The 20,477-nt window shown below is 45.5% G+C and carries 17 protein-coding genes; 5 read left to right on the top strand and 12 right to left on the bottom strand.

Annotation, left to right across the window (positions count from 1 at the left end; translation table 11 throughout):
• Positions 1–4: 4 nt before the first annotated feature.
• The 4 genes from cydC to CES79_RS01725 all read right to left on the bottom strand — a co-directional run bounded on the left by cydC (position 5) and on the right by CES79_RS01725 (position 6,027).
• Positions 5–1,750 (bottom strand): thiol reductant ABC exporter subunit CydC, encoded by a 1,746-nt coding sequence (gene cydC, locus CES79_RS01740; RefSeq protein ID WP_089136122.1) that lies wholly within the window; start codon positions 1,748–1,750, stop codon positions 5–7.
• A complete protein-coding gene (gene cydD / locus CES79_RS01735; protein WP_089136121.1) occupies positions 1,737–3,473 on the bottom strand; it encodes a thiol reductant ABC exporter subunit CydD in 1,737 nt (578 codons plus the stop codon). Before cydD ends, cydC begins: the two co-directional genes overlap by 14 nt.
• Positions 3,474–3,566: 93 nt before the next feature.
• On the bottom strand, positions 3,567–4,574 hold the full coding sequence (gene cydB, locus CES79_RS01730) for a cytochrome d ubiquinol oxidase subunit II (protein ID WP_089136120.1): 1,008 nt from the start codon (positions 4,572–4,574) through the stop codon (positions 3,567–3,569).
• Positions 4,567–6,027 (bottom strand): cytochrome ubiquinol oxidase subunit I, encoded by a 1,461-nt coding sequence (locus CES79_RS01725; protein ID WP_089136119.1) that lies wholly within the window; start codon positions 6,025–6,027, stop codon positions 4,567–4,569. Before CES79_RS01725 ends, cydB begins: the two co-directional genes overlap by 8 nt.
• A 248-nt stretch (positions 6,028–6,275) precedes the next feature.
• On the opposite strand from CES79_RS01725, the gene CES79_RS01720 reads away from it, so the two are divergent.
• Together CES79_RS01720 and CES79_RS01715 are read left to right on the top strand one after the other, a co-directional pair.
• On the top strand, positions 6,276–6,497 hold the full coding sequence (locus tag CES79_RS01720) for a DUF2187 family protein (protein ID WP_089136118.1): 222 nt from the start codon (positions 6,276–6,278) through the stop codon (positions 6,495–6,497).
• Positions 6,498–6,672: 175 nt separating this feature from the next.
• The gene (locus CES79_RS01715) at positions 6,673–7,836 is read left to right on the top strand and encodes a GGDEF domain-containing protein (RefSeq protein ID WP_089136117.1); all 1,164 of its coding nucleotides are present in this window, start codon (positions 6,673–6,675) and stop codon (positions 7,834–7,836) included.
• 47 nt (positions 7,837–7,883) lie between these two features.
• Here the strand turns inward: CES79_RS01715 and CES79_RS01710 are convergent, their stop codons facing one another.
• The 3 genes from CES79_RS01710 to CES79_RS01700 form a co-directional block, all read right to left on the bottom strand.
• On the bottom strand, positions 7,884–8,936 hold the full coding sequence (locus CES79_RS01710) for a D-alanine--D-alanine ligase family protein (protein ID WP_054654009.1): 1,053 nt from the start codon (positions 8,934–8,936) through the stop codon (positions 7,884–7,886).
• Between the two features lie 98 nt (positions 8,937–9,034).
• Positions 9,035–9,568: an ECF transporter S component gene (locus CES79_RS01705; protein WP_439958908.1), complete on the bottom strand. Its 534-nt coding sequence runs from the start codon at positions 9,566–9,568 to the stop codon at positions 9,035–9,037.
• Between the two features lie 255 nt (positions 9,569–9,823).
• On the bottom strand, positions 9,824–10,930 hold the full coding sequence (locus CES79_RS01700) for a glycerol dehydrogenase (protein ID WP_089136115.1): 1,107 nt from the start codon (positions 10,928–10,930) through the stop codon (positions 9,824–9,826).
• Between the two features lie 174 nt (positions 10,931–11,104).
• Between CES79_RS01700 and CES79_RS01695 the strand changes: the two genes are divergently transcribed.
• Together CES79_RS01695 and CES79_RS01690 are read left to right on the top strand one after the other, a co-directional pair.
• A complete protein-coding gene (locus tag CES79_RS01695) occupies positions 11,105–11,857 on the top strand; it encodes an NUDIX domain-containing protein (RefSeq protein ID WP_089136114.1) in 753 nt (250 codons plus the stop codon).
• A gap of 126 nt (positions 11,858–11,983) precedes the next feature.
• Complete coding sequence (locus CES79_RS01690) at positions 11,984–12,736, top strand: SDR family NAD(P)-dependent oxidoreductase (protein WP_054654008.1); 753 nt, start codon at positions 11,984–11,986, stop codon at positions 12,734–12,736.
• Between the two features lie 110 nt (positions 12,737–12,846).
• Here the strand turns inward: CES79_RS01690 and CES79_RS01685 are convergent, their stop codons facing one another.
• From CES79_RS01685 to CES79_RS01665, 5 genes are all read right to left on the bottom strand, one after another.
• On the bottom strand, positions 12,847–15,555 hold the full coding sequence (locus tag CES79_RS01685; RefSeq protein WP_089136113.1) for a KxYKxGKxW signal peptide domain-containing protein: 2,709 nt from the start codon (positions 15,553–15,555) through the stop codon (positions 12,847–12,849).
• Positions 15,556–15,901: 346 nt separating this feature from the next.
• Positions 15,902–16,846: a dTDP-glucose 4,6-dehydratase gene (gene rfbB, locus CES79_RS01680; RefSeq protein ID WP_054654001.1), complete on the bottom strand. Its 945-nt coding sequence runs from the start codon at positions 16,844–16,846 to the stop codon at positions 15,902–15,904.
• Between the two features lie 12 nt (positions 16,847–16,858).
• Positions 16,859–17,812: an ROK family protein gene (locus tag CES79_RS01675; protein WP_225362276.1), complete on the bottom strand. Its 954-nt coding sequence runs from the start codon at positions 17,810–17,812 to the stop codon at positions 16,859–16,861.
• 131 nt (positions 17,813–17,943) lie between these two features.
• Positions 17,944–18,849, bottom strand: coding sequence for a UTP--glucose-1-phosphate uridylyltransferase GalU (galU, locus tag CES79_RS01670; RefSeq protein ID WP_089136112.1), 906 nt, complete (start codon positions 18,847–18,849; stop codon positions 17,944–17,946).
• 116 nt (positions 18,850–18,965) lie between these two features.
• Positions 18,966–19,865: a hypothetical protein gene (locus CES79_RS01665; RefSeq protein ID WP_089136111.1), complete on the bottom strand. Its 900-nt coding sequence runs from the start codon at positions 19,863–19,865 to the stop codon at positions 18,966–18,968.
• A gap of 156 nt (positions 19,866–20,021) precedes the next feature.
• On the opposite strand from CES79_RS01665, the gene CES79_RS01660 reads away from it, so the two are divergent.
• Complete coding sequence (locus tag CES79_RS01660) at positions 20,022–20,441, top strand: hypothetical protein (protein ID WP_089136110.1); 420 nt, start codon at positions 20,022–20,024, stop codon at positions 20,439–20,441.
• Positions 20,442–20,477: the final 36 nt, after the last annotated feature.

Genomic DNA, 20,477 nt, shown 5'->3' with positions numbered 1-20,477 from the left:
TTAATTAATCGTTTCGACCGGCGTCTAACGCGTATAGTTTACGAAACCGTGGTTCATCACGATACAAGGCCTGTGGCGTACCCTGCAGATCAAAAACGCCATTTTCCAGAAAACGCACTTGATCCACGTGGTCGACACCAGCCAAGTGGTGAGTGACCCAAATAATCGTCTTGTCGTGCAAGACTTTAAACACCGTATCCAGCAAGTGACGCTCAGTAATTGGATCCAGACTGACGGTGGGTTCATCCAGGATAATGATCGGTGCATCCTGCAGTAAAATCCGCGCCAGCGATAGCCGTTGCCGTTCGCCACCAGAAAAACGCGTCCCCGACTCCTGAACTTCCGTCTCATAACCATCCGGTAATGAGTCGATCAGCGGTTTAAGTTCAACCGCTTCAATGGCTGTCTTTACCTGTTCATCAGTCGCCTGCAAGTTTCCCAGTCGGACGTTATTCATCACCGTTGTATTAAATAAGTAGGGCTGCTGATCCAGCACACCAAAGAGTTGTGCGCGTTTTTGCTGCAGTTCGTTGATTGGCGTGCCGTTAATGGTGACGGTCCCCTTGGTCGGCGTTTGATCGCCCAGCAATAATTTTAACAGCGTACTTTTCCCCGCACCACTCGGTCCCAGTAGTGCAATCTTTTCCCCCTGCTTAATTTTTAACGAAACGTTTTTTAGAATCAATCGGTCGTCATCCGGGTAGCTAAACGTCACGTGATCAACGTTGATCTCAGTCACTGGTCCCTTTAATGCCGATTGAGGCACTTTTTTAGGTTGATCATTGGAGAGCGCGTTGACCCGTTCGATTGACTGCTGATAAACCGGCCATTCACTGGCACCCTGACTGATTTCTAGAAACGGTTCAATAATCGGAAACAGTGCCAATGCGAAAGCTGCCACCCAGTTGGCCATGCCCTTTGTTGCCGTAAACGCGGTCCCGGACCAGACCAAAAGGGTAACGACGGCCAGTAAAAAACAGCCTTGAACCGCGAAGCCGCGCCACCACTGAAAGTAATGGTCCTGTCGACGCAGCGTGGCGATTCGATTGATTGGCTTCTTTTGCAGCGCCATAAAATCAGCATAGCGACCGGAGATCACCCAGTCGGTCAGCCCCAAGACTTCATCGGTCAAATTAGTATAAAACTGAGACTGAATCTGTTTTTGCTTAAACTCCCGCGCACCATTGACGGCCACGGACAACAATGGCATAACGAGCACGATCACCCCTAACAAAAGCGCCATCAATAAAGCGGTCGGCCAGCTAAAAATGCCGATACCAATAATGATAAATAAGTACAGCAGCCAGCCGATCACGATTGGAAAAACGGTTCGCAGGTACAGATTTTCAATGTGGTCAATGTCATTGGCTAAGATGCTTAGAATGTCGCCGGTCTGGTGGGCCTGCTTAATAGCGGAAGCCTTCACTTCCACGGCCTGATACAGCTTCTTACGAAAATCAGAAACGATCCGCAGCACCCAGTTATGCGACGTCAGCCGTTCCGAGTAGCGAAAAACTGGCCGGGCAATCCCGAACGCCCGTGCTAACACTACGGGCACGTAAATATAAATAATCGAATCCGGTCTGCGGGCGGCCTCACTGATCAAATAACCAGAGTTAAACATCAGTGCTGCCGCGGAAAGAAACGTCAGCGTACCAAGCAGCAATACCAGCATTAATAGCCATTTATATTTACGTAAATAGGGCATGACCCAGGTATCGTGCGCAAATGTCTGCCTAATTGAGTGCATGTAATCCCCCCATTTCCGCGCGTAACCTCGTATACGGTCCATCGTGACTGGCTAGTTCAGCCGGCGTGCCCTGCTCAACTAACTGACCGTGATCCATCACCAATACATAATCCATCTGATTGATCCAATGCAAACGATGAGTGGCGAAGAAGACTAACCGATCAGCCATTAATGGCAGCATGTCCTGCTTTAAAGCCGCTTCCGTTTCGATATCTAAATGAGCGGTGGGCTCGTCAAAGAGCAGTATCTTCCGGCTATCATCCAAAAAGGCCCGTGCTAAGGCAATTCGTTGCGCTTGTCCCCCACTAACACCCCGGGAACCTTCACCAATCATGGTGGCCAGCCCCTGCGGTAATTCGGCGATCCAGTCGGTCAGTCCGGCCTTGTCACAAGCCGCTTTAACCGCGGCTTCATCGGCATTGGGTTGATAAAAGCTGACGTTTTCCCGCAGCGTGGCGTGAAACAGATACGGTGATTGGGGAATATAAAGACTGTTACGCTGCCAAACTTCCTGGCTCAAATGCGGCAGCTGCTGGCCATTTAAACTAATATGGCCGGTTTCGTCTGGTGTTAAAAAACCACCGAGCAGATTGATCAACGTTGATTTTCCGGAACCAGAGGCGCCAATAATGCCCACTTTTTGGAAGCCGTGAATGGCAAACGAAACGTGGGTCAGCGTTGGCGTCTTCACGTCTTCATACGTGAAGGACACATCATCAAATTTAACGACCGAATCAGCGTGCCATACCAGTTGTTTTAACGCCTTCCGCTGCTTCGTTTCCGGCGTTTCTAAGACGTCCAAAACAGCCTTCAGCGCGTTTTTACCGTTTAGCGTCGCGTGATAATCATTGGCAAAGTTCCGCACTGGCAGAAAATAGTCCGGTGCTAACGTTAAAATCGTGAGTGCTGGCAACAACATAATTTTGCCGGCCAGCAGGTCAAAACCCAGGAAAACCGCCACAACAGCCACTGAAAGCGTGGTAAAGAAGTCCAGTGCAAAGGTCGACGTCATGGCAATTCGCAGCGTAGCCATGGTTTCCTTCCGGTAATCTTCGCTCACGGAATAAACGTTATTGGCATACCGTTTGGATAAGCCGAGTTGTTTTAGCGTTCCCAGTCCCCTCAAAGTATCCACAAAGTTGTTTGATAACCGCTGATAGCCAGCATACTGCCGGTCGGCCTTACTCTTCGCTGCCAAGCCGAGAATGATCATAAATAAAATAATAACGGGATAGATCAGCAGCAAAAAAACGGCTTCTTTCCATTGCATCAACGCAATGTAGAACAAAATGACCCACGGCGTGATCCCCATATCCATAATTTTGATCACGATCAGCATCAGGTAGGTCTGAACCTTATCGATGCCTTCAAGCGCCATGGTCACCATGTTACCAGTACCAGTTTTTTCAACCAGACTGGGTCCCAACCGAAACAGTTTTGTCATCAAGCGTTCGCGCATTTTACCCGAAGTTTTCTCAACGAACGGATAGAACGTCCGGTTCTGGGCGACCGTCAGCAGATGACGGGCCAAAAAGCTCACGGCAAAAACTAGGGTCGGCGTCACGATCGTCGTCAACGGTTTCAAGCGCCACAACTGTACTACGGCAATCGCCAGCGCCCGTGCCTGAATGACGATCATCACTGCTTGGATCAGGGTCAAAAACGCAATCAGCACGATTCGAGGCATGATCCCCGGAATTTTAAATAAACGCCTGTCTATCAATGAACTCCTCCCCCAATCTTTGATCAAGTTATAATCGATTCAAAAAAATTCCTCCAAATTCACGGACTCGGAGGAATCAAAACTCATTTACGGTTAAGCAGCCTTAGGACTCTTAAGGCGTTTGTAGAAGACCCAGTAGCTCCAAATGAAGTAGATCAAGACGATTGGCAAAACGGAAAAGGCAACGATCGTCATAATGTGCAACGTATAGGGTGAACTGGAGGCGTCTTTGATCAAAATGGAGTGGGCACTGTTAGTGGCAATCATCACTCGTGGGAATAACCCGTTAAAGATCAAGACCACGATGCTGATCAATGACAGGCCACTGGCGATAAACGCCGTCCAGTTATGGGCCTTCAACACACCCCACCAGGCAATCAAGGTCAATAACACGAGCACGATCAAGATCGACCAGGTTGAGATGGGTTTTTTATCGAAGAAATCAGTACTGATAAACAGTAAAATAACGAACAGCACTTCGCCAACAATCAAAACCGGATATAAAACCTTGTTCCAAGCTTGGGCCCGGTCACGTAAAGTCCCTAACGTCTTAAGCTGTAAGAAGTTCAAGCCGTGAATCAAGCACATCAGCGTAACGGCTACACCGCCAACCAGCGAGAACCAGTTGACATACGTGGTAAAGGACCCAAAGATATTGCCCTTAGCGTCCATTGGCACCCCTTCGATCATACTGGTAAACAGCATGCCAAATAGAAACGCGGCACAGAAGCTGCCAATGGTAGCAGCCCATTCCCAGAAGTTCCGCCAAGTTTCAGTTTTCATATTGGCACGGAATTCAAATGACACCCCACGGAAGATCAACGCCACTAATATCAAGAACAGCACGAGATAATACCCGGAGAATAGTGAAGCGTACCACATTGGAAATGAGGCAAACATGGCACCACCAGCTGTAATCAGCCAAACTTCATTGCCATCCCAGTGGGGACCGATCGTTTGAATAATGGTGTCCCGTTCAGCCGTGTTTCGGCCAAACAGCTTAATGGCCATGCCAATACCGAAGTCAAAGCCTTCCAGAAAGAAGAAACCGCTAAACAGGACTCCAATCAGTAAAAACCAGAGAAATTGCGCACTAGTCATGGTTAAACGCCTCCGTTCCGTAAGGATCTTCGACTTTACCGCTAGTATCTTCCGATGAGTAGCCGTTCATTTCAACACCATCTGGTCCCGCTGTTAGTGTTCGGTGAGACAACACGATCATGACTAATCCCAATCCCGCAAACAGTAGGAAGTAAACAATGTTTGTAAATAGTAATGACCCCACCGTCGACGTTGGTGAAACCGCGTCAGCAATGGTCAGCAGCCCGTAAACGACCCACGGATAGCGACCCAATTCAGTGATGAACCAGCCAGCCGTGTTGACCAGAAACGGCAGCCACAGCATCAGCCCCATAATATACAGGAACCAGCGCTGCCGCATGATCAGCTGGGATTTTCTGCGGTTAAAGAACAGCCCAACAATGGCCATTAACGCGAACAGCCCACCAGAAACGGCCATTAGACGGAAGCTCCAGAACAGTGTCTTGGTTGGTACATAGTAGTTCATATCCTTGCCAAACTTTTTATCGTAAGTCGCGTGCATTTCTTGGTTAATAGTGTTTTGGCCCTTAACCGTTCCCGACAGTCTGTGATAGCTTAAAATATTGAGCACGTAGGGAACGTCTAGTGATGCTGTCGTCTTATGCTGTTTCGTATTAAAACTACTGTAGACTGCCCAGTCACCCTTATTAGTGGAATCTTTGTATAAGCCTTCCATGGCAGCAAACTTCATTGGCTGCTGATTAATCAGGTAACGTGTCTGAAAGTCCCCAGCAGCAACGGAACCTATGCTGGCAATTAAACCAATGACCAAAGCGACGTTCAACGACTTCCGGTAGAAAGACACATGGTCCTTCTTTAATAACCGCCAAGCGCAGCAGCCGGCAATCACGAAGGATGCGGTAATGCCAGCCCCCATCAAAACGTGAGGAAGTTCCAGCCACAGCTGCGGGTTCTTAACCACCGCGCTAAAGCTGGTCATAACGACCCGGCCAGTAGTTTTATTGATGGCAAAGCCCACCGGATTTTGCATGAAACTGTTGGCAGCCAGGATCCAAACTGCTGACAGCGATGAACCAATAGCCACCAGCCAAATAAACAGCGCGTGGAGCCACGGCTTAAACCGTTCCCAAGTAAACATCCAGAGACCAATAAACGTTGACTCCAAGAAGAAGGCAGCCAAGGCTTCAATGGCTAACGGTGCACCAAAGATATCCCCCATAAACCGTGAGTATTCTGACCAGTTCATGCCAAATTGAAATTCTTGAATGATCCCGGTCACAACACCCACCGCGAAACTGTATAAGAAAATCTTACCCCAGAATTGCGCCATTTTTTTGTAGGTTGCCTCTTTTTTAATCACATACATCGTCTCCATAACGGCGACAATAACGGCTAACCCAATTGAAAACGGCACGAAGAAAAAGTGAAAAACGGTTGTCATGGCGAACTGAAAACGCGATAAACCTAAAACGGTTAAACCAGCATTTAACATGATACCCTCCCCTGACGTTGATCACTCGGTGCGTTACCAAACTAACTCTGAACGATTGCTAAAATTCACTCAAAACTAATATAGAAAGGTTCTAAGTTTACGGCCTCATTATATCGGGTGCTAAACGCGCATTCAACTGTAAGCCCTTACAAAAAGATTAAAGTCTCCTTTAAAAAGACGGTATTCATTGACAAATCACCAAATTTCGAGTAACTTATATAAATGTTTAATTTTGGGAGATGAGATCAATGAAAATTGGCGATCAAGTCAGTTTTAAACTAGAAGGTCAAGACTTTACCGGGTTCATCGATAAAGCCTACCAAAATTCCTTTATGGTCACTTTTAAAAGCGATGATACAGAAATTTTGGACAAGTATCACGATCGCGTTGTGATCAACAAGAAGAAATTGAAATTAATCAAGTCAGCACCGGAAACTACGGATACTGAAGCCACTGATGATGAAGCTTAATTAAGCCGATTCGGTGAAAGCGCCTGAACATCGATCAATATTTGACCAATGTTCAGGCGCTTTTATTTAGCATCATAATATAACATTTTTCTAAGACTGTTTCTTTTCACTCACCAGATAAGTTTGTTATGATAGTCGTAAAGATTACAGACTGATTAACGGGGAAGTATAAGCCATGAAGCCATTTGATATTTGGGTCTCCTTTATCGTTTCTTTGATCACTAACATGATTGTTCTAAGCGGTACGATTGCATTTTTATTCTGGTTAGAGGAACTGCCTAATTCGTGGGCCAAACGGGTTAAGCCGCTAATCGAAATTGTGTTAAGTACCCTTTATTTTGTCTACCTCTGGGGCCAGTCATGGTTAAGCTCAGGCATTGCAGCGAATGCTTTTGGCTTTCACTGGACCTTTTTGAACATGATCATTGTGAGTATGTTTCTCATTAACGTCTACCTTGATATCTGGCTAGAGGTCTTCATTGAAGCCGTTTTGATGTTATCGTACGTGTTATTTTTCGCCCCAACTTTCAACATCTATACGGTAATCTATTACTTGGCCTTTACGTTCATGCTGGTTTTCTGTTATCACTGGGGCGATCTGTTATTAAAACACGCGGCCTTAATGTACCTATCTTTGGGGGTAATGGGATTCACGGCCATCGCACTTGTTTCCTGCCTGTTTGGCGTCTCAACAGACCCCTACTTTTGGCTACGCCAGATTACAGCATTAATTCTTCTCAGCATTGTTGGCATCGAATATACGTTGTCGTCTAAGCGACTCCTGGAACGCAACACGCAGGCTGCTAAAATGGCTAACCGTGATGGCCTGACACTGCTTGATAATTTCAGCAAGTTCGATAAGGACCTCGCTAAAGCCCATGAAAGATTTCGGATCGACCGAAAACCGTACGCCATTTTTGAGTTGGATATCGATTTATTTAAACAAGTCAATGATAACTATGGCCATCTAGTAGGTAACACCGTGCTCAAAGCAATTGCTCAAGAATTAGCCCAGTTTGCTGCCAGTCTCCCCTATCCGGCAAACGCTTATCGCATTGGCGGTGAAGAGTTTTGTTTGATCATCCATGACGACTTTTCGGATGATGACGTGGCCTTCAAAGTCGCTGATCAAATTCGGCGACGGATCAGTCAGCTATCCTTCACCATTGGCACCTCAACGATTAACGTCACCGCTTCAGTCGGTCAGGCTAATAGCCGGCTGGACCACTATAACGCACACGATGTCTATAAAATGGCCGATCGCAGTCTCTACCTTTCCAAGCAGCGTGGCCGTAACCGCGTGACTTTAGAAGGCAATACGATTGTGGGAATGAACTAAAAAAGTTGGTAGTCATTAGACTACCAACTTTTTTAGTTCACGCTTAATTACGCGTTTAATCCTAACGCCTTAACCTGTCCTTGAACGATCTGATCACACAGATCATCGTACCGGATGCCGTCTGCTTCGGCTTCCTGTGGCATCAGTGATAGTGGCGTCATGCCTGGCAACGAGTTGGCTTCGATCACATACAAGCCATTGTCGTTCCAGAGAAAATCAATTCGGCCGTAGTTACTAAGGCCTAACGCTTTGAACGTCTTCAAAGAAATCTGTTTCATTTTATTATGAACATCATCTGGAATATCCGGTGGGGTCACAAACTTAGTGGTATTGCCGGTCACAAATTTGTGTTCAAAGTCATACCAGCCATCGGTCACAATGATCTCAATGGCTGCCAAAGCTTTGCCATTCACAACTGCCATTGAGAACTCACGGCCATCGATGTATTCTTCAACTAAAATTTCATCATCAAATTCAAAGGCCTTTTTGAGGTCCTTTTTAAATTCATCATCGTTTTTAGCAATGTACATGCCCACACTGGATCCGCCATTGGCCGGCTTAATGAAAACCGGGAATCCAAATGGCAAAACGACTGTTCCAGAGTCTTCCTTACGAATGTTAACAAACCGCGCCGTTTTGATCTCGTTATACAGCATGATTTCCTTTGAAACACTCTTATCCATTGCGATTCCGGAAGCTAATGCACCGCTACCCGTATACGCAATATTGTTCAGATCAAGGACTGCTTGAACCTTACCGTTTTCACCATCGCCACCATGCAGACCGATCCAGACAATGTCAGCCATTGCCAAAATCTTCAAAACGTTCGGGCCAAATAGCTGAGTAGACCCATCAGGACGCAATGCGTTGATCACGTCATCCGTCATGATCTCATCCGAAATGTTGAGATCGATGTTTTGTTCCTGACTGGTAAAGAGTTTCGCCATTGACTGATCGTCTGCGCCTGGTAAACCTAGAAATAAATCGACTAGCGCAACCTCATAACCCTTGCGCCGTAATGCATTTGCTACCTTAGCACTAGAAGACAGGGACACGTTGCGTTCCGTTGAGCGACCACCCGCTAATACCACGATCTTCATAATTTTTTCCTCCGCTTCTTTCTTAGAACCTTAAGTATAGCAGAAAAGAATTGACGGAGCTAGATTTTGGTAAACGGTCTAATTGAATTTTTATTTTACTATTTTACATATCTCAGCAAGGGCTTACTGATCAAAGGCACTAAGACGCCTGCCATGATTGCTTCAGGCAACCCATTCGTCGCCATTATGCCTAATAGCCAGGGCATCAAAGCGTGCACGTTAAGTTTATCAAGCGGCAGCCAGCCCAGGTAGTACATCCCAGCCATAAAACTGAGCACCAAAACGGTGTTGACTAGCGATCCGATAATCCCAGTCAATGACAATTGCCAGACTTTGGCGTCGTGCACGTTGTGAACCATTTTCAAGAGTATCCAGCCGCTGATCAAACCAACTAATAATCGTGGCAGAATTGAAACTAACGGGTTAACTAACACGTAAATGGCCATCGGACTAGTCGGCCAGACGAAGGCTCGAATCCAGTTGATAAAGCCCCAGGTAAAGCCAACCCAGGCCCCATCCTTGGGTCCCAGTAAAACGGCGGCAATCACCACGGTGACCTGAATGATCACAATACTAAATGGCCCCACCGGAATGTAACCTAGAAATGGCACAATACTTTGAACAAAAACAATGGCGATAAATAACGATAAAATCGAAATGCGGTAAGCACGACTCTGTGTATTAATGATGTTCCCCTCCTCACGTGATACGGTTGGCTGCCCGACTTAGATGGCTATCATTTTACCGCGAATACGCGGTTTTCACAATTAATAAAGACTAAACAAATAAGCTGATCCACCAAACTTAAAATACCATGATTTTCCGCCATTACTGGCCGTTGGAAAATCGTGGTATTTTGGTTGAAACTATTGATTTTTAAACATTAATTATGCTAATCCCTGAATGGCTCTGCTGTAAGCATCGGCACCCTTCATGGCTGCCACAACGTCTGCCGGCGTCACTTCAAACGGCATTTCAGTCATGGTATCCGCTGGCGCAGTTGCTGCTTGACCAACTTTCAAGAGATCTTCGTCTGAGATATCAGCAATCCCTAAATCGTCAAAGGTCGTTGGCAAGCCCAAGGCCAAATCAAATGCTAAGTACGTATGAATGTCCTCTGTTTCGCGGCCTTCCAAGAACAGCTGAGTTAGCGTCCCAAAAGCCACTTTTTCACCGTGAGTCTTGGCGTGCAGTGCTTCATTGGGTAAGGAAGTCAGCCCATTATGAATAGCATGAGCAGCAGCTAACCCGCCACTTTCAAACCCGACACCGCTCATTAACGTATTGGCTTCAACGATTTTTTCCAAAGCTGGCGTAACGGCGTGGACCCCGGCTGCGTCAATGGCTTGCAGGCCATAAGCGAACAGTGTTTCTTCACACTTCTCCGCAATGGCGTTGCCCACCAAGGTCTGTTTCGCGTTCAGCATCGTTTGGCCGTTAGCCTTGGCAACCGCCTGAGCCTCAACGTTAGTCGCTAAAGCATCCGCAATGCCGGAAGCTAACAGGCGGGTCGGTGCATTAGCAACCAGTTGGGTATCAACTAAGACTAAATCGGGATTTTTGCTGTAAAAACGGTACTTTTCGAAACCGCCATCTGGCGTGTAGATCACCGATAACCGTGAACAAGGTGCATCCGTTGAAGCTAACGTTGGTAAAATTGCTACTGGTAACTTCAAATTATCAGCAATGGCTTTGGCTGAATCCAGTGTTTTGCCACCGCCTAGACCAATAATTAAATCAGCCCCAAAATCCTGACCAATGCCCGTAATGCGGTCGATTTCTTTATCCGAAGCTTCGCCTTTGAATGTCACCTTACGAACGTCAAACTTTTGCTGACCTAAATAATCGATAAACTTTTTACCCACAATCTTATAGACCGTCGTATCAGCCATCACGATGGGTTTAGACCCTAACTTGTGCAGGGCTTCAGCGCTGTCAAATAAGGCACCGCTGCCCTGAACGTACGTCGATGGACTGCCAAAAATTTTTGTCATCGGTGATTACCTCCATATTTGTATTTACGTGACCAGTATAACCCATATCAGATGTGATGTATGCGTTTTCACCCTTTCCGATAAAATGCCAGCCCTAATTTCGTTAAAGACTGCATTTTCCAATCTTTTAAAGTAGAATAAGAGTTATTAGAACTAGCTTGGAAGGAGATCAATATGGCAGAACAATTTAAGATTACGATCACCAACATTATTTGGAGTTTTGACCGTGACCGTCACCAAGTTAATTTACTGCTTGTCCGGCGAGCAGATCAGCCCTTTTCACAGTTCTGGGCACTGCCCGAAACAACGATGCGCGCTGACGAAGGTGCCGATGAGGCTGCTTTGCGATTAGTCCGTGAAAAGATTGGCTTGAAACTGGCCAGCTTCCATACTGAACAGCTAGCCACCTTTACCCATCCGGAACGTACACCAGGTCAGCGAACGCTCTCATTAGCTTACATGACTTTTTTACCTGAAATGCCCAACCTAACGCCAGGCTACGGCGCCACTGATGCCCGCTGGTTTAGCATGCAAACGGTGAATGAACAAAGCGTGTTTACGAACGGTAAATTTAAATTCTCAACGACCCCCATTACTAACCAAACTGATTACTACGTCAGGCTAACTGACCGCAAAATCGATGCCAACGTTTCGTTAGCCTTTGACCATGACTGGATCCTCAAAATTGCCTGTGACCGGATCGCCAATAAACTCGACTATCAGCCCAACATTTTGCTGATCTTAGGCGCCACTTTTACCCTTAAGCAGGCCCGGCAAGTCTTTGCGATCTTTAAACATCTTACGCTCGCAGATATTGATAATTCCAACTTTAAAAAGAATCACCGGCAGATCTTTGAAGCGGTGGGAACGGCGAGTCAAACCCGCCCAGGCCGCCCCGCCAAAGTATTTCGGTTGCGTTATTTATGATGCATAACCGGTAAGGACCAACACCGTAATTGATACCAACATTTATCGTGAGTGTCCATCTCCTAAATATCCAGCTTTATGTGATATCATGAGCATGTAATCAGATATGAATAGGAGGCTTTCACATTGACTGGTAGACTCGCGAATAAAGTAGCGCTTGTAACGGGCGGTGCAGCAGGGATTGGCTTAGCAACTGTCAAACGGTTCCTTGAAGAAGGTGCCACTGTTGTCTTCACTGACATCAATGACGTGGTTGGTAAAGTTCAGGAAAAACAGTTAGCGACTGACAAGGCAGTTTTTATGAAACAGGACGTCAGCCAAGAAGCTGACTGGGACAAAGTCGTTGATGAAACGGTCAAGCGGTTCGGCACGATCGATATTTTGTTTAATAACGCCGGTATTTTTAAACTCACGGCCTTACCCGATATCACTGAAGATCAGTGGAATCAGACTATGGCAATCAATGCTAAAGGCGTTTTCTTTGGCATGAAACACGTGATTCCCCTGATGGCCAAGAAACGCAGTGGCTCCGTGATCAACGCTTCTTCAGCTGCCGGATTAGTCGGTACTGCTCAAACCGTGCTGTACGGTGCCAGCAAGGGGGCCGTTCGGTTAATGACCAAGCACGCCGCGATTGAATACGCCGCGCAACAAGTGCGCGTTAATTCAGTCCACCCCGGTTTGATTGCAACCGAAATGGCCGATTACGCCTCTGATGCTTATCAGCAGTCAAAAACTGAATTAGGCAAAGTCCATCCGTTAGGCCGACTGGGCAAACCCGAAGAAGTCGCAGCCACCGTTGCCTTCTTAGCTTCGGATGATGCCTCGTTCATCACTGGAGTCGAAATTCCGGTGGATGGCGGGATGACGGCGGAATAATTGAGTACAACTTGGACTTTAATAGCAAATAGCTAGGCGTTAACGACTGACATACTTCGTTAACGCCTAGCTATTATTTTAAACCTGATCATCTAATTTAGTTAAACCGACTAATTACGTTTCCGCTGCTTCAGTCCCAGCGCACTCAATAACATCGTGATCAATCCCAGTACACCAAGCCCGGCTGCTGCACTTTCATTTGTCTCATTAGTTTGTGGTAACTTACTTTGGGTAATTGTTGCTTTTTGACCACTAGCCTTAACGCCAGTTTCAATAACTGATGCTGCCTGACTGGCTTGAGTTGCTGTTTTGTCATTAACAACTTGGCCATTCTGGGTTGCAGTGCCTTCACTAACAGCTCGGCCTGCTTGAGTTGTTGTACCACCATTAACGGCTTGACCGGCTCGAATTGCTGTTCCGTTTGCCCCACTATTAGTAGTCTGATCCGTTTTAGCAGTCTGTCCTTCTGAAGTCGTTTGGCTAGGCTTGCCATCTTGATCGTTGTTACCGGTAATATTAGTGTCTTGACTGATATCTGGACCAACTGCGTTACGTTCAGCAGGTTGGCCATCATTATCATCACCTGGTACAACGGTTGCTTGACCTTTATCAGGTGTGGTTTTTTCACCGGTTCCTGAGTTAGGAACTACTTTGAACGTCACTGTTTTACCATTATCAACAGTCTGATCACCTGGTTCACCAGGGACAAGAACATAGCCATCAGGGACCTTAGCATTGACTTTATCCCCTGGATTACCAACAAAAGTCCCCGTGCCGACAGATTGACCAGTTGTAGTCACATACTGGACTTGATATTGATTGGCGCTATCCGGAGTGGTTGATTGAACTGCAAGTATCTGAACCGGTTTTGGCGCGGTTAATTGATCTGAAAAACCTTTGTTAGAAATCGGCTGAAGCGTTGATTTTGTCAAATAATCATAATCATCCGTAATGGTTAACAGCTGGTTCAGTACCTTGCCATAATCATTTGAAATGACGGCTGATTGCTGCATCAATTTTGTCACTGAATTGGTTAATGTTGTGGCTGCGTTAAAGACCGTATCATGTGCCTTAATAAAATCAGGCGAATAAATCACATTGCCGGCTGCATCTTTTGCAGTGGCTGGTTTATTGGAATCGTCAAGATAGGCTTTTGTCACATCAGTTTTCATTAAAGGAGATATGGTTGTACCAAACCAATCGATTGTGCCATATAAATCTGTCCAGATACTGTTAATTGTTTGGGTAAAGCCATGATCTTTATCACCCTTTGAATATGCCGTTGATAAGAAATTATCTGATGGCGCCAAGTTCTTTAATACTGCAAGCCCTTCAGTACTATTTTTCTGAGCAGCCGTAATAGCTGTCGTCAATGTACCTACCAACGTATTAGGACTAGTGTAGGCCTTTGAATTTTTCCATATTGTATCGCCAGAGGCTGCCTTAAAAGCGGTCAACAGATTCTGAGCAATTTGAATCATGTCGTTGGTCTGATTGGTGTAGATGTCAATCGATTCAGCTTTCAACTTGTCATCAAATGTTTTGTTAAATGCTGCCTCGTCAAACGTATTTCCAGTTTCATCATCAATCTTTTTAAGTGCCGCTTGTAGCGTAGCCTTTGTATCCTCAATACTCGTTAATAAGCTAGTTGCATAGTCCGAGCCAAAGTTGCGAGCCATGTTGGAACCATTAGGATTTAAAACGTTAGAAAATGAATTAGCGTTTGCTGATTCAATTCGGCCTTGGGTACCATCTGCATTCTGGTAAGGAATCGCAGTATCAGCTACCTGTTTCATATAGTTAAATAAAGCCACAATTTCGCCATATGAGCCTTTCAGATCAGTTTGATTGTTTTGAGGATTTAAATCTGATTGTAAATTAGCCTTTATAACAGGTAAAATATCATCTTCATAAGTTATCTTATTGTCACCATTTCTATCTGGATAGGTTTTGCCATACAAGGTTGCAGTAACACTACCGTCTTGGTTACTATCAGTAGATACTAAAATTTTAGCAGTTTCTTTTGTAGCAAGCCCAGTTGCATCATTTGGTCCGGTTACATCATTTAGTACAGTTGTTAAATTACCAGTTTGATTGTTCAAAGCCGTTTGATAAGCTTTTGTTGTGGCACCAGTAACCTGTTCAGTTGCTTTCGCCGTAGTCTGGGCATTATAGTCAGCAACTTCAACACCCGCATTTTTCACATTAGCCGGCAAATTATTATATAGTCTATCAAATTTGTCCTGGGCAGCCTTAGCTGTTAAATTGGCGCCGCCTACCGTATCAGCAAGTTGAGTTTGCTCGCTCGCCAAATTGTCATAATCGGATTTTACACCAGTATACTCAGTATTGAGTGTATTCCGAGTAGCCGGATCACTCGTTTGATAGTTTGGCGCTTTACTATTCACATCGGTTTGATACTGATCAAGTTTAGCTTGGTATGCCTGTTTTTGTGTCGTATAGTTTTGTGCATCAGTCTTCACTTGTGCTCGAGTATTATCAAGTGCAGTTTGGGCAGTTTTATAGCCACCATCCTTGTATGCTTGATAGGCGTCTGTTGGTGAAACCGGGTCCGCTGGCGCAGGCACTGGCGTTGGTGCTAAATTGCCACGATTATTGGTAGCTGCATTAGTGTTGGCAACCGGTGTCCCTTGCATTTGACCAGTTGTGGCCATTTGTGTACCATCAGCATGCGCCACTATACCGCCACTCGTTAATAAAACACCTGACATCATAACAACACCCAGGCCAGCAAACAGCCATCGCTTCTTAGCTTTATACATTTTATAGTGCATAGTTTGATCTTTACTGTTTAACATTGATAATCCCCCCTGTAAATGGAACTACAACACTTCTTGTAATCCTTTTCATATTTACATTAACGGTTGATAAAGTCAACCTAGAATTAGAATCTTCTTATAATCAATTTTTATGTAAAAAGAGAAGAATATGCTGTTTTCCCCGTTACTAAACACTTTTGAAAGCTATCTTTAGCTAAGATTAAGCTTATATCTATTTTTTAGAAATTTCACAAAAATTGAAAATCTGAACTGACTTATTTTCAGCTAAAATAAGAACTTATAAACGTCCTAAAAATCAAATAGCTATGAGCCAGCGAATTCACCACCCGCTAACTCATAGCTATTTTTAAATATTCACAAAATATCACACGATACTGCGATAGTAAGCAACCGTCTGTCCGAACTCCGTCTTAAAGTCAGCTTCGGGCTGCCACCCCAATTCACGTTCAATTTTGGAACTATCCACTGCATACCGGCGATCATGCCCTAGCCGGTCGGCAACGTATTCAATGTGATCTTCGCTGATACCCAGTTCCGAGCAGATCAGTCGCACAATCTCATTATTTGATTGCTCGTTATGACCGCCGATATTATAAACCTCACCGGCGCGACCATGGCGCATCACCAAATGAATTGCCCGGCAATTATCCAGCACGTATAACCAGTCGCGCACATTCTTGCCATCACCATAAATGGGCAGGGTTTCTCCTGCCAACCCCCGGGTGATCATCCGCGGAATCAATTTTTCAGGGTGCTGTCGTGGCCCATAGTTATTGGAGCTGCGCGTAATCGAGACGTTTAGACCATAAGTTTCAAAGTACGCTCTCGCCAGCATATCCGCGGAAGCTTTACTGGCTGAATACGGTGAATTAGGCTGTAAGGGCGATTCTTCGATAAAAGTCCCCGTCTGGCCCAACGAACCATAGACTTCATCCGTTGAGATCTGAATCAATTTCGTGATTTCAGTCGCTTGGGCAACGTCCAATAATGCCAGCGTTCCTTCCACGTTAGTTGTCACGAACGTATCCGGATTTTCAATCGACCGGTCCACGTGAGATTCTGCGGCAAAATTAACGATCGTCTCAATGCCATACTCAGTGATCAAATGCCGAACCAGTTCACGATTACGAATGTTGCCCTGCACAAAATGATAACGGCTATCATCTGAAACACCATCCAAGTTATGTAAATTACCAGCATAGGTGAGCAGATCTAAGTTCACGATGCTATCTTCTCGATGTTTTCGTAAGAGATACCGGATAAAATTACTGCCAATAAAACCGGCACCACCCGTTACTAAAATTTTCATCATATGCCCCCTTCAAATCTGTTGCTTAGCATACACGCCCGCACCAATCATCCCAGCCCAGGCACCCAGCTGAGCGGGAACGATATCGCACACTTCCCGGGCAACTTTCAATGCGTGACCAGCGATTACTGCTCGAGCGGGAGTCAACAGCCGATCCCCGGCAGCTGCCATCCCGCCGCCGATAATGATCCGTTCTGGATTATACAGATTAATGGCTGATGCTAACCCATAACCTAAAATTTCACCGGTCTCCTGCATCACCGTTTGGGCTAACTGGTCTTGCTGATCATAAGCTTCCGAGACCATTTTAGCGGTGATCTGAGCCTGGTCATTGTGCGTCCATTCAGTGATCACGCTGGTTTCGCCAGCAGCTAAATGTTCCTGAACCGTTTTGACCATGCCCCGAGCAGACACGTAACGCCCCAGACAGCCCGAACTGCCGCACGCGCATGGCCGGCCATGACGATACATATTCAAATGACCCAGTTCGCCGGCACTGTTTGATTTACCGTACATCATCTGACCATCAGTAATAATTGCCGCGCCCAGACCAGTTCCTAATGTCACCATCAGAACGTTTTGCTTACCACGGCCAGCGCCTAGTTGCCATTCGCCGTATAGGTTGACCCGGACATCGTTATCAATGTAGGTTGGCAGATGAAACTGTGCTTCGATCAGTTGCACCACCGGCACGTTTTCCCAGTGCGTAAAGTTAGGCGAAAAGATCGACAGTCCCTTTTTAATGTCCATTTGTCCGGGAACGCCAATGCCAACCGCCTTTATCTGGCTGGTATCCGTTTGCGTCTCAGCCAATAACTGCTTGATGCCAGCAATCATGTTGGCCATGACCGTCTGGCTGTTCGTTTCCGATTCAGTCGGTACTTTTAACTTCATCTGAACGGTCAGATCAGCATTTAATAACCCAATTTTAATGTTAGTCCCACCGAGATCGATTCCAAGATACATCTCTTTCACCTGCCTGTAAGCGTTTTACATGATAATAACATAATGTCTCGTCTGCGATAAATAATTTAGCGTGGTCAATCCAAAAAGAAAGGCCAGCTCCACATGAGTTGACCTTTCTTTGAACCGTTCAGTTATTTTTTCTTAGTTTGATCTTCCTTACGCAACCGATCCGCCGTGTCTAAAATATACTGGCGAAGTTCATCCTTGATTTCCGGATGAATCAATCCATATTCAACGTTGGTCTTAACGTAGCCGAACTTGTTGCCGACATCAAAGCGTTGGCCCTTAAATTCGTGGGCAAATACACGCTGAGTCTGGTTTAACTTATCAATCGCATCCGTCAGCTGAACTTCGCCACCCTTACCTGGCTTTTGACTAGCCAAAATATCAAAAATTTCAGGAGTCAGCAAGTACCGGCCAATAATGGCAAGATCACTGGGTGCTTCGTCAACGGAGGGCTTTTCAACAAACCGGTTAACGTTAAACAAGTCAGTATCTACTTTATCTTGGGGATCAATCACACCGTAAGCCGATACCTTATCATGAGGAACCTTTTTAACGGCCAGAATTGATGCGTGTGTCTTTTCGTATTCATTAATTAATTGTTTGGTCAATGGCACCTTATCGTTCATTAGATCATCGCCAAGCATCACCACGAAAGGTTCCCCCGCGATAAATGATTTGGCGTAACGAATGGCATCACCTAACCCATTAGGATATGGCTGGCGAATATAGTAGAGGTTCATGCCAACTGCCGCAGTGGTTTCTTGAACCAGTTCCAGCAACTTAGTCTTACCCTTTTGCTTTAAATTTTGTTCCAACTCGGGGGCGGAATCGAAATGGTCTTCGATAGACCGCTTTCCCTTGCCTTCAATAATTAGAATATCTTCAATGCCACTGGCCTTAGCCTCTTCAACAATGAACTGAATGGTTGGCTTATCGACAATTGGCAGCATTTCCTTTGCAAGCGCTTTAGTTGCTGGCAGGAACCGTGTCCCAAGACCAGCCGCCGGAATCACGGCTTTACGTACTTTCATGATTAGAATCTCCTCTATTAACAGAATGATGCTTATTAAAGCTAATTTCTATTTTACACTATGTACCCGAAAAAAGGGCTTTTTTGGTAAATTCACAAACTAGTTACTGGTGTTAATTAGTGCGTTGTTTGCTGAAAGAGTTCACGGACCCAGTCACTGTCACCGCCATTTTGATACTGGTGTTCTAAGACGGCATAACGCCGTTTAGGAAACGCGTACCAGTCGTGTTGTTTAAGGTTGGACATCATTTCTGCAACCCCTTTTTGAAGTCCGCGGCTCATGCGGTCCACGTGTTCTGAGCGCATGTACTGGGCGCGTTTGGTAAAGTTAAAGAAGGCCGTTAACGTAGGGGCTATCAGGCGATAATCGGGTTGCTTTAAAAGCAGTCCCGGAAAGAAGTCGGCCAGTAACGCAGCCACGTTTTTCAGGCCAGCATTCTTAAGGGTTTTTCGCTGCTGATTATAGAGCGAATCGGCAAATAACATGATGTAGAGCTGCAATTCAGTCGGCATCGCTTGTTCTAACAGTGGCGCACACTCTGGTGAAGCCAAAAATTCATCGCACCACTGGCTAACGTAATCACGAATTGAATTACTGGTTGCCTGCTGCCATTCTGGTAACGACTCCTCCGCACCGTACGGCAGCAAATATTCCGTGGTGACTGGCAGCATGAGCGTCGTCAGCTGATCATAGGCCATATGAATATGATTGGTTCGTGCCTCAAACATTAGAAAAAACGTGACATCATTATAAATCGCTGCCGTTTGCAAAATATCCATTTCTTCTTGATAAGCACTATTTAAGAACCGGTAAAGACCAAAATGAAGGCTACCGGCATTCCAATTTGAAAAGGGAATGCCAACTTTTTGCGCCATTAATTTAAAAAAAGCCTGAACCGCAACTTTAGTTGAATCTAAGTCCACATAATCGGTTAACTGCCGTTGGTTCATAAAGCGAACGCAGTCGCCCCATTCCCGTTTAAAATCATCTTCATAAGACACCATTTGATTGCTCATCCATTTTCTCCATTCCAGAACTGATTCATTTAGCTTATATTATACCAAATCAGGCCACGTACCGTCTGGCTTCAACTGGCTTTTCATAAAAGCTTAATGCTTAATCATTGAACCGATTCTATCCTATAATGAACTATAGATAGAAGGCGGATAAAAATGTTTCAAAATCAATTAAGCCATTCTTTTTCGGCTACCATCCAGTATCTCATTGCCAGTATCCTCGGACCGGTGCAGACCAGGCCAGCCAGTTTAAAACACACCGTGACCATTGACGGCCATCAGTATGCTTCAAAGTATACGGTTAATCAGATGCGCCAACGTTATCACCTGCGCTATCAAAAAAGACGTGTCAATCACCAGCTGGTCTACGTTAACCGCGTCTGGCTGTATGCTGCCACTGCCCGTAGCGGTACCTGGGACTACCAGCATCCTACTCGAAGCAGTCAGGTCACCCACTCCGGCCGGTTCATCGTTTTTAGAACTTGGCTAGGCGGCAGCTCCAGCAGATTGAACTACGTGAGTTTAAATACCGGCAAACTGTATACTGCTGAAGTTATTAATCTAACTAAAAAATGAGGCTGTGCCATAAGTCGCTATTGGTAAGTATTTCAA

This window comes from Secundilactobacillus silagei JCM 19001, assembly GCF_002217945.1.
Classification (GTDB): domain Bacteria; phylum Bacillota; class Bacilli; order Lactobacillales; family Lactobacillaceae; genus Secundilactobacillus; species Secundilactobacillus silagei.
This window is presented reverse-complemented; position numbering and strand designations above follow the sequence as displayed.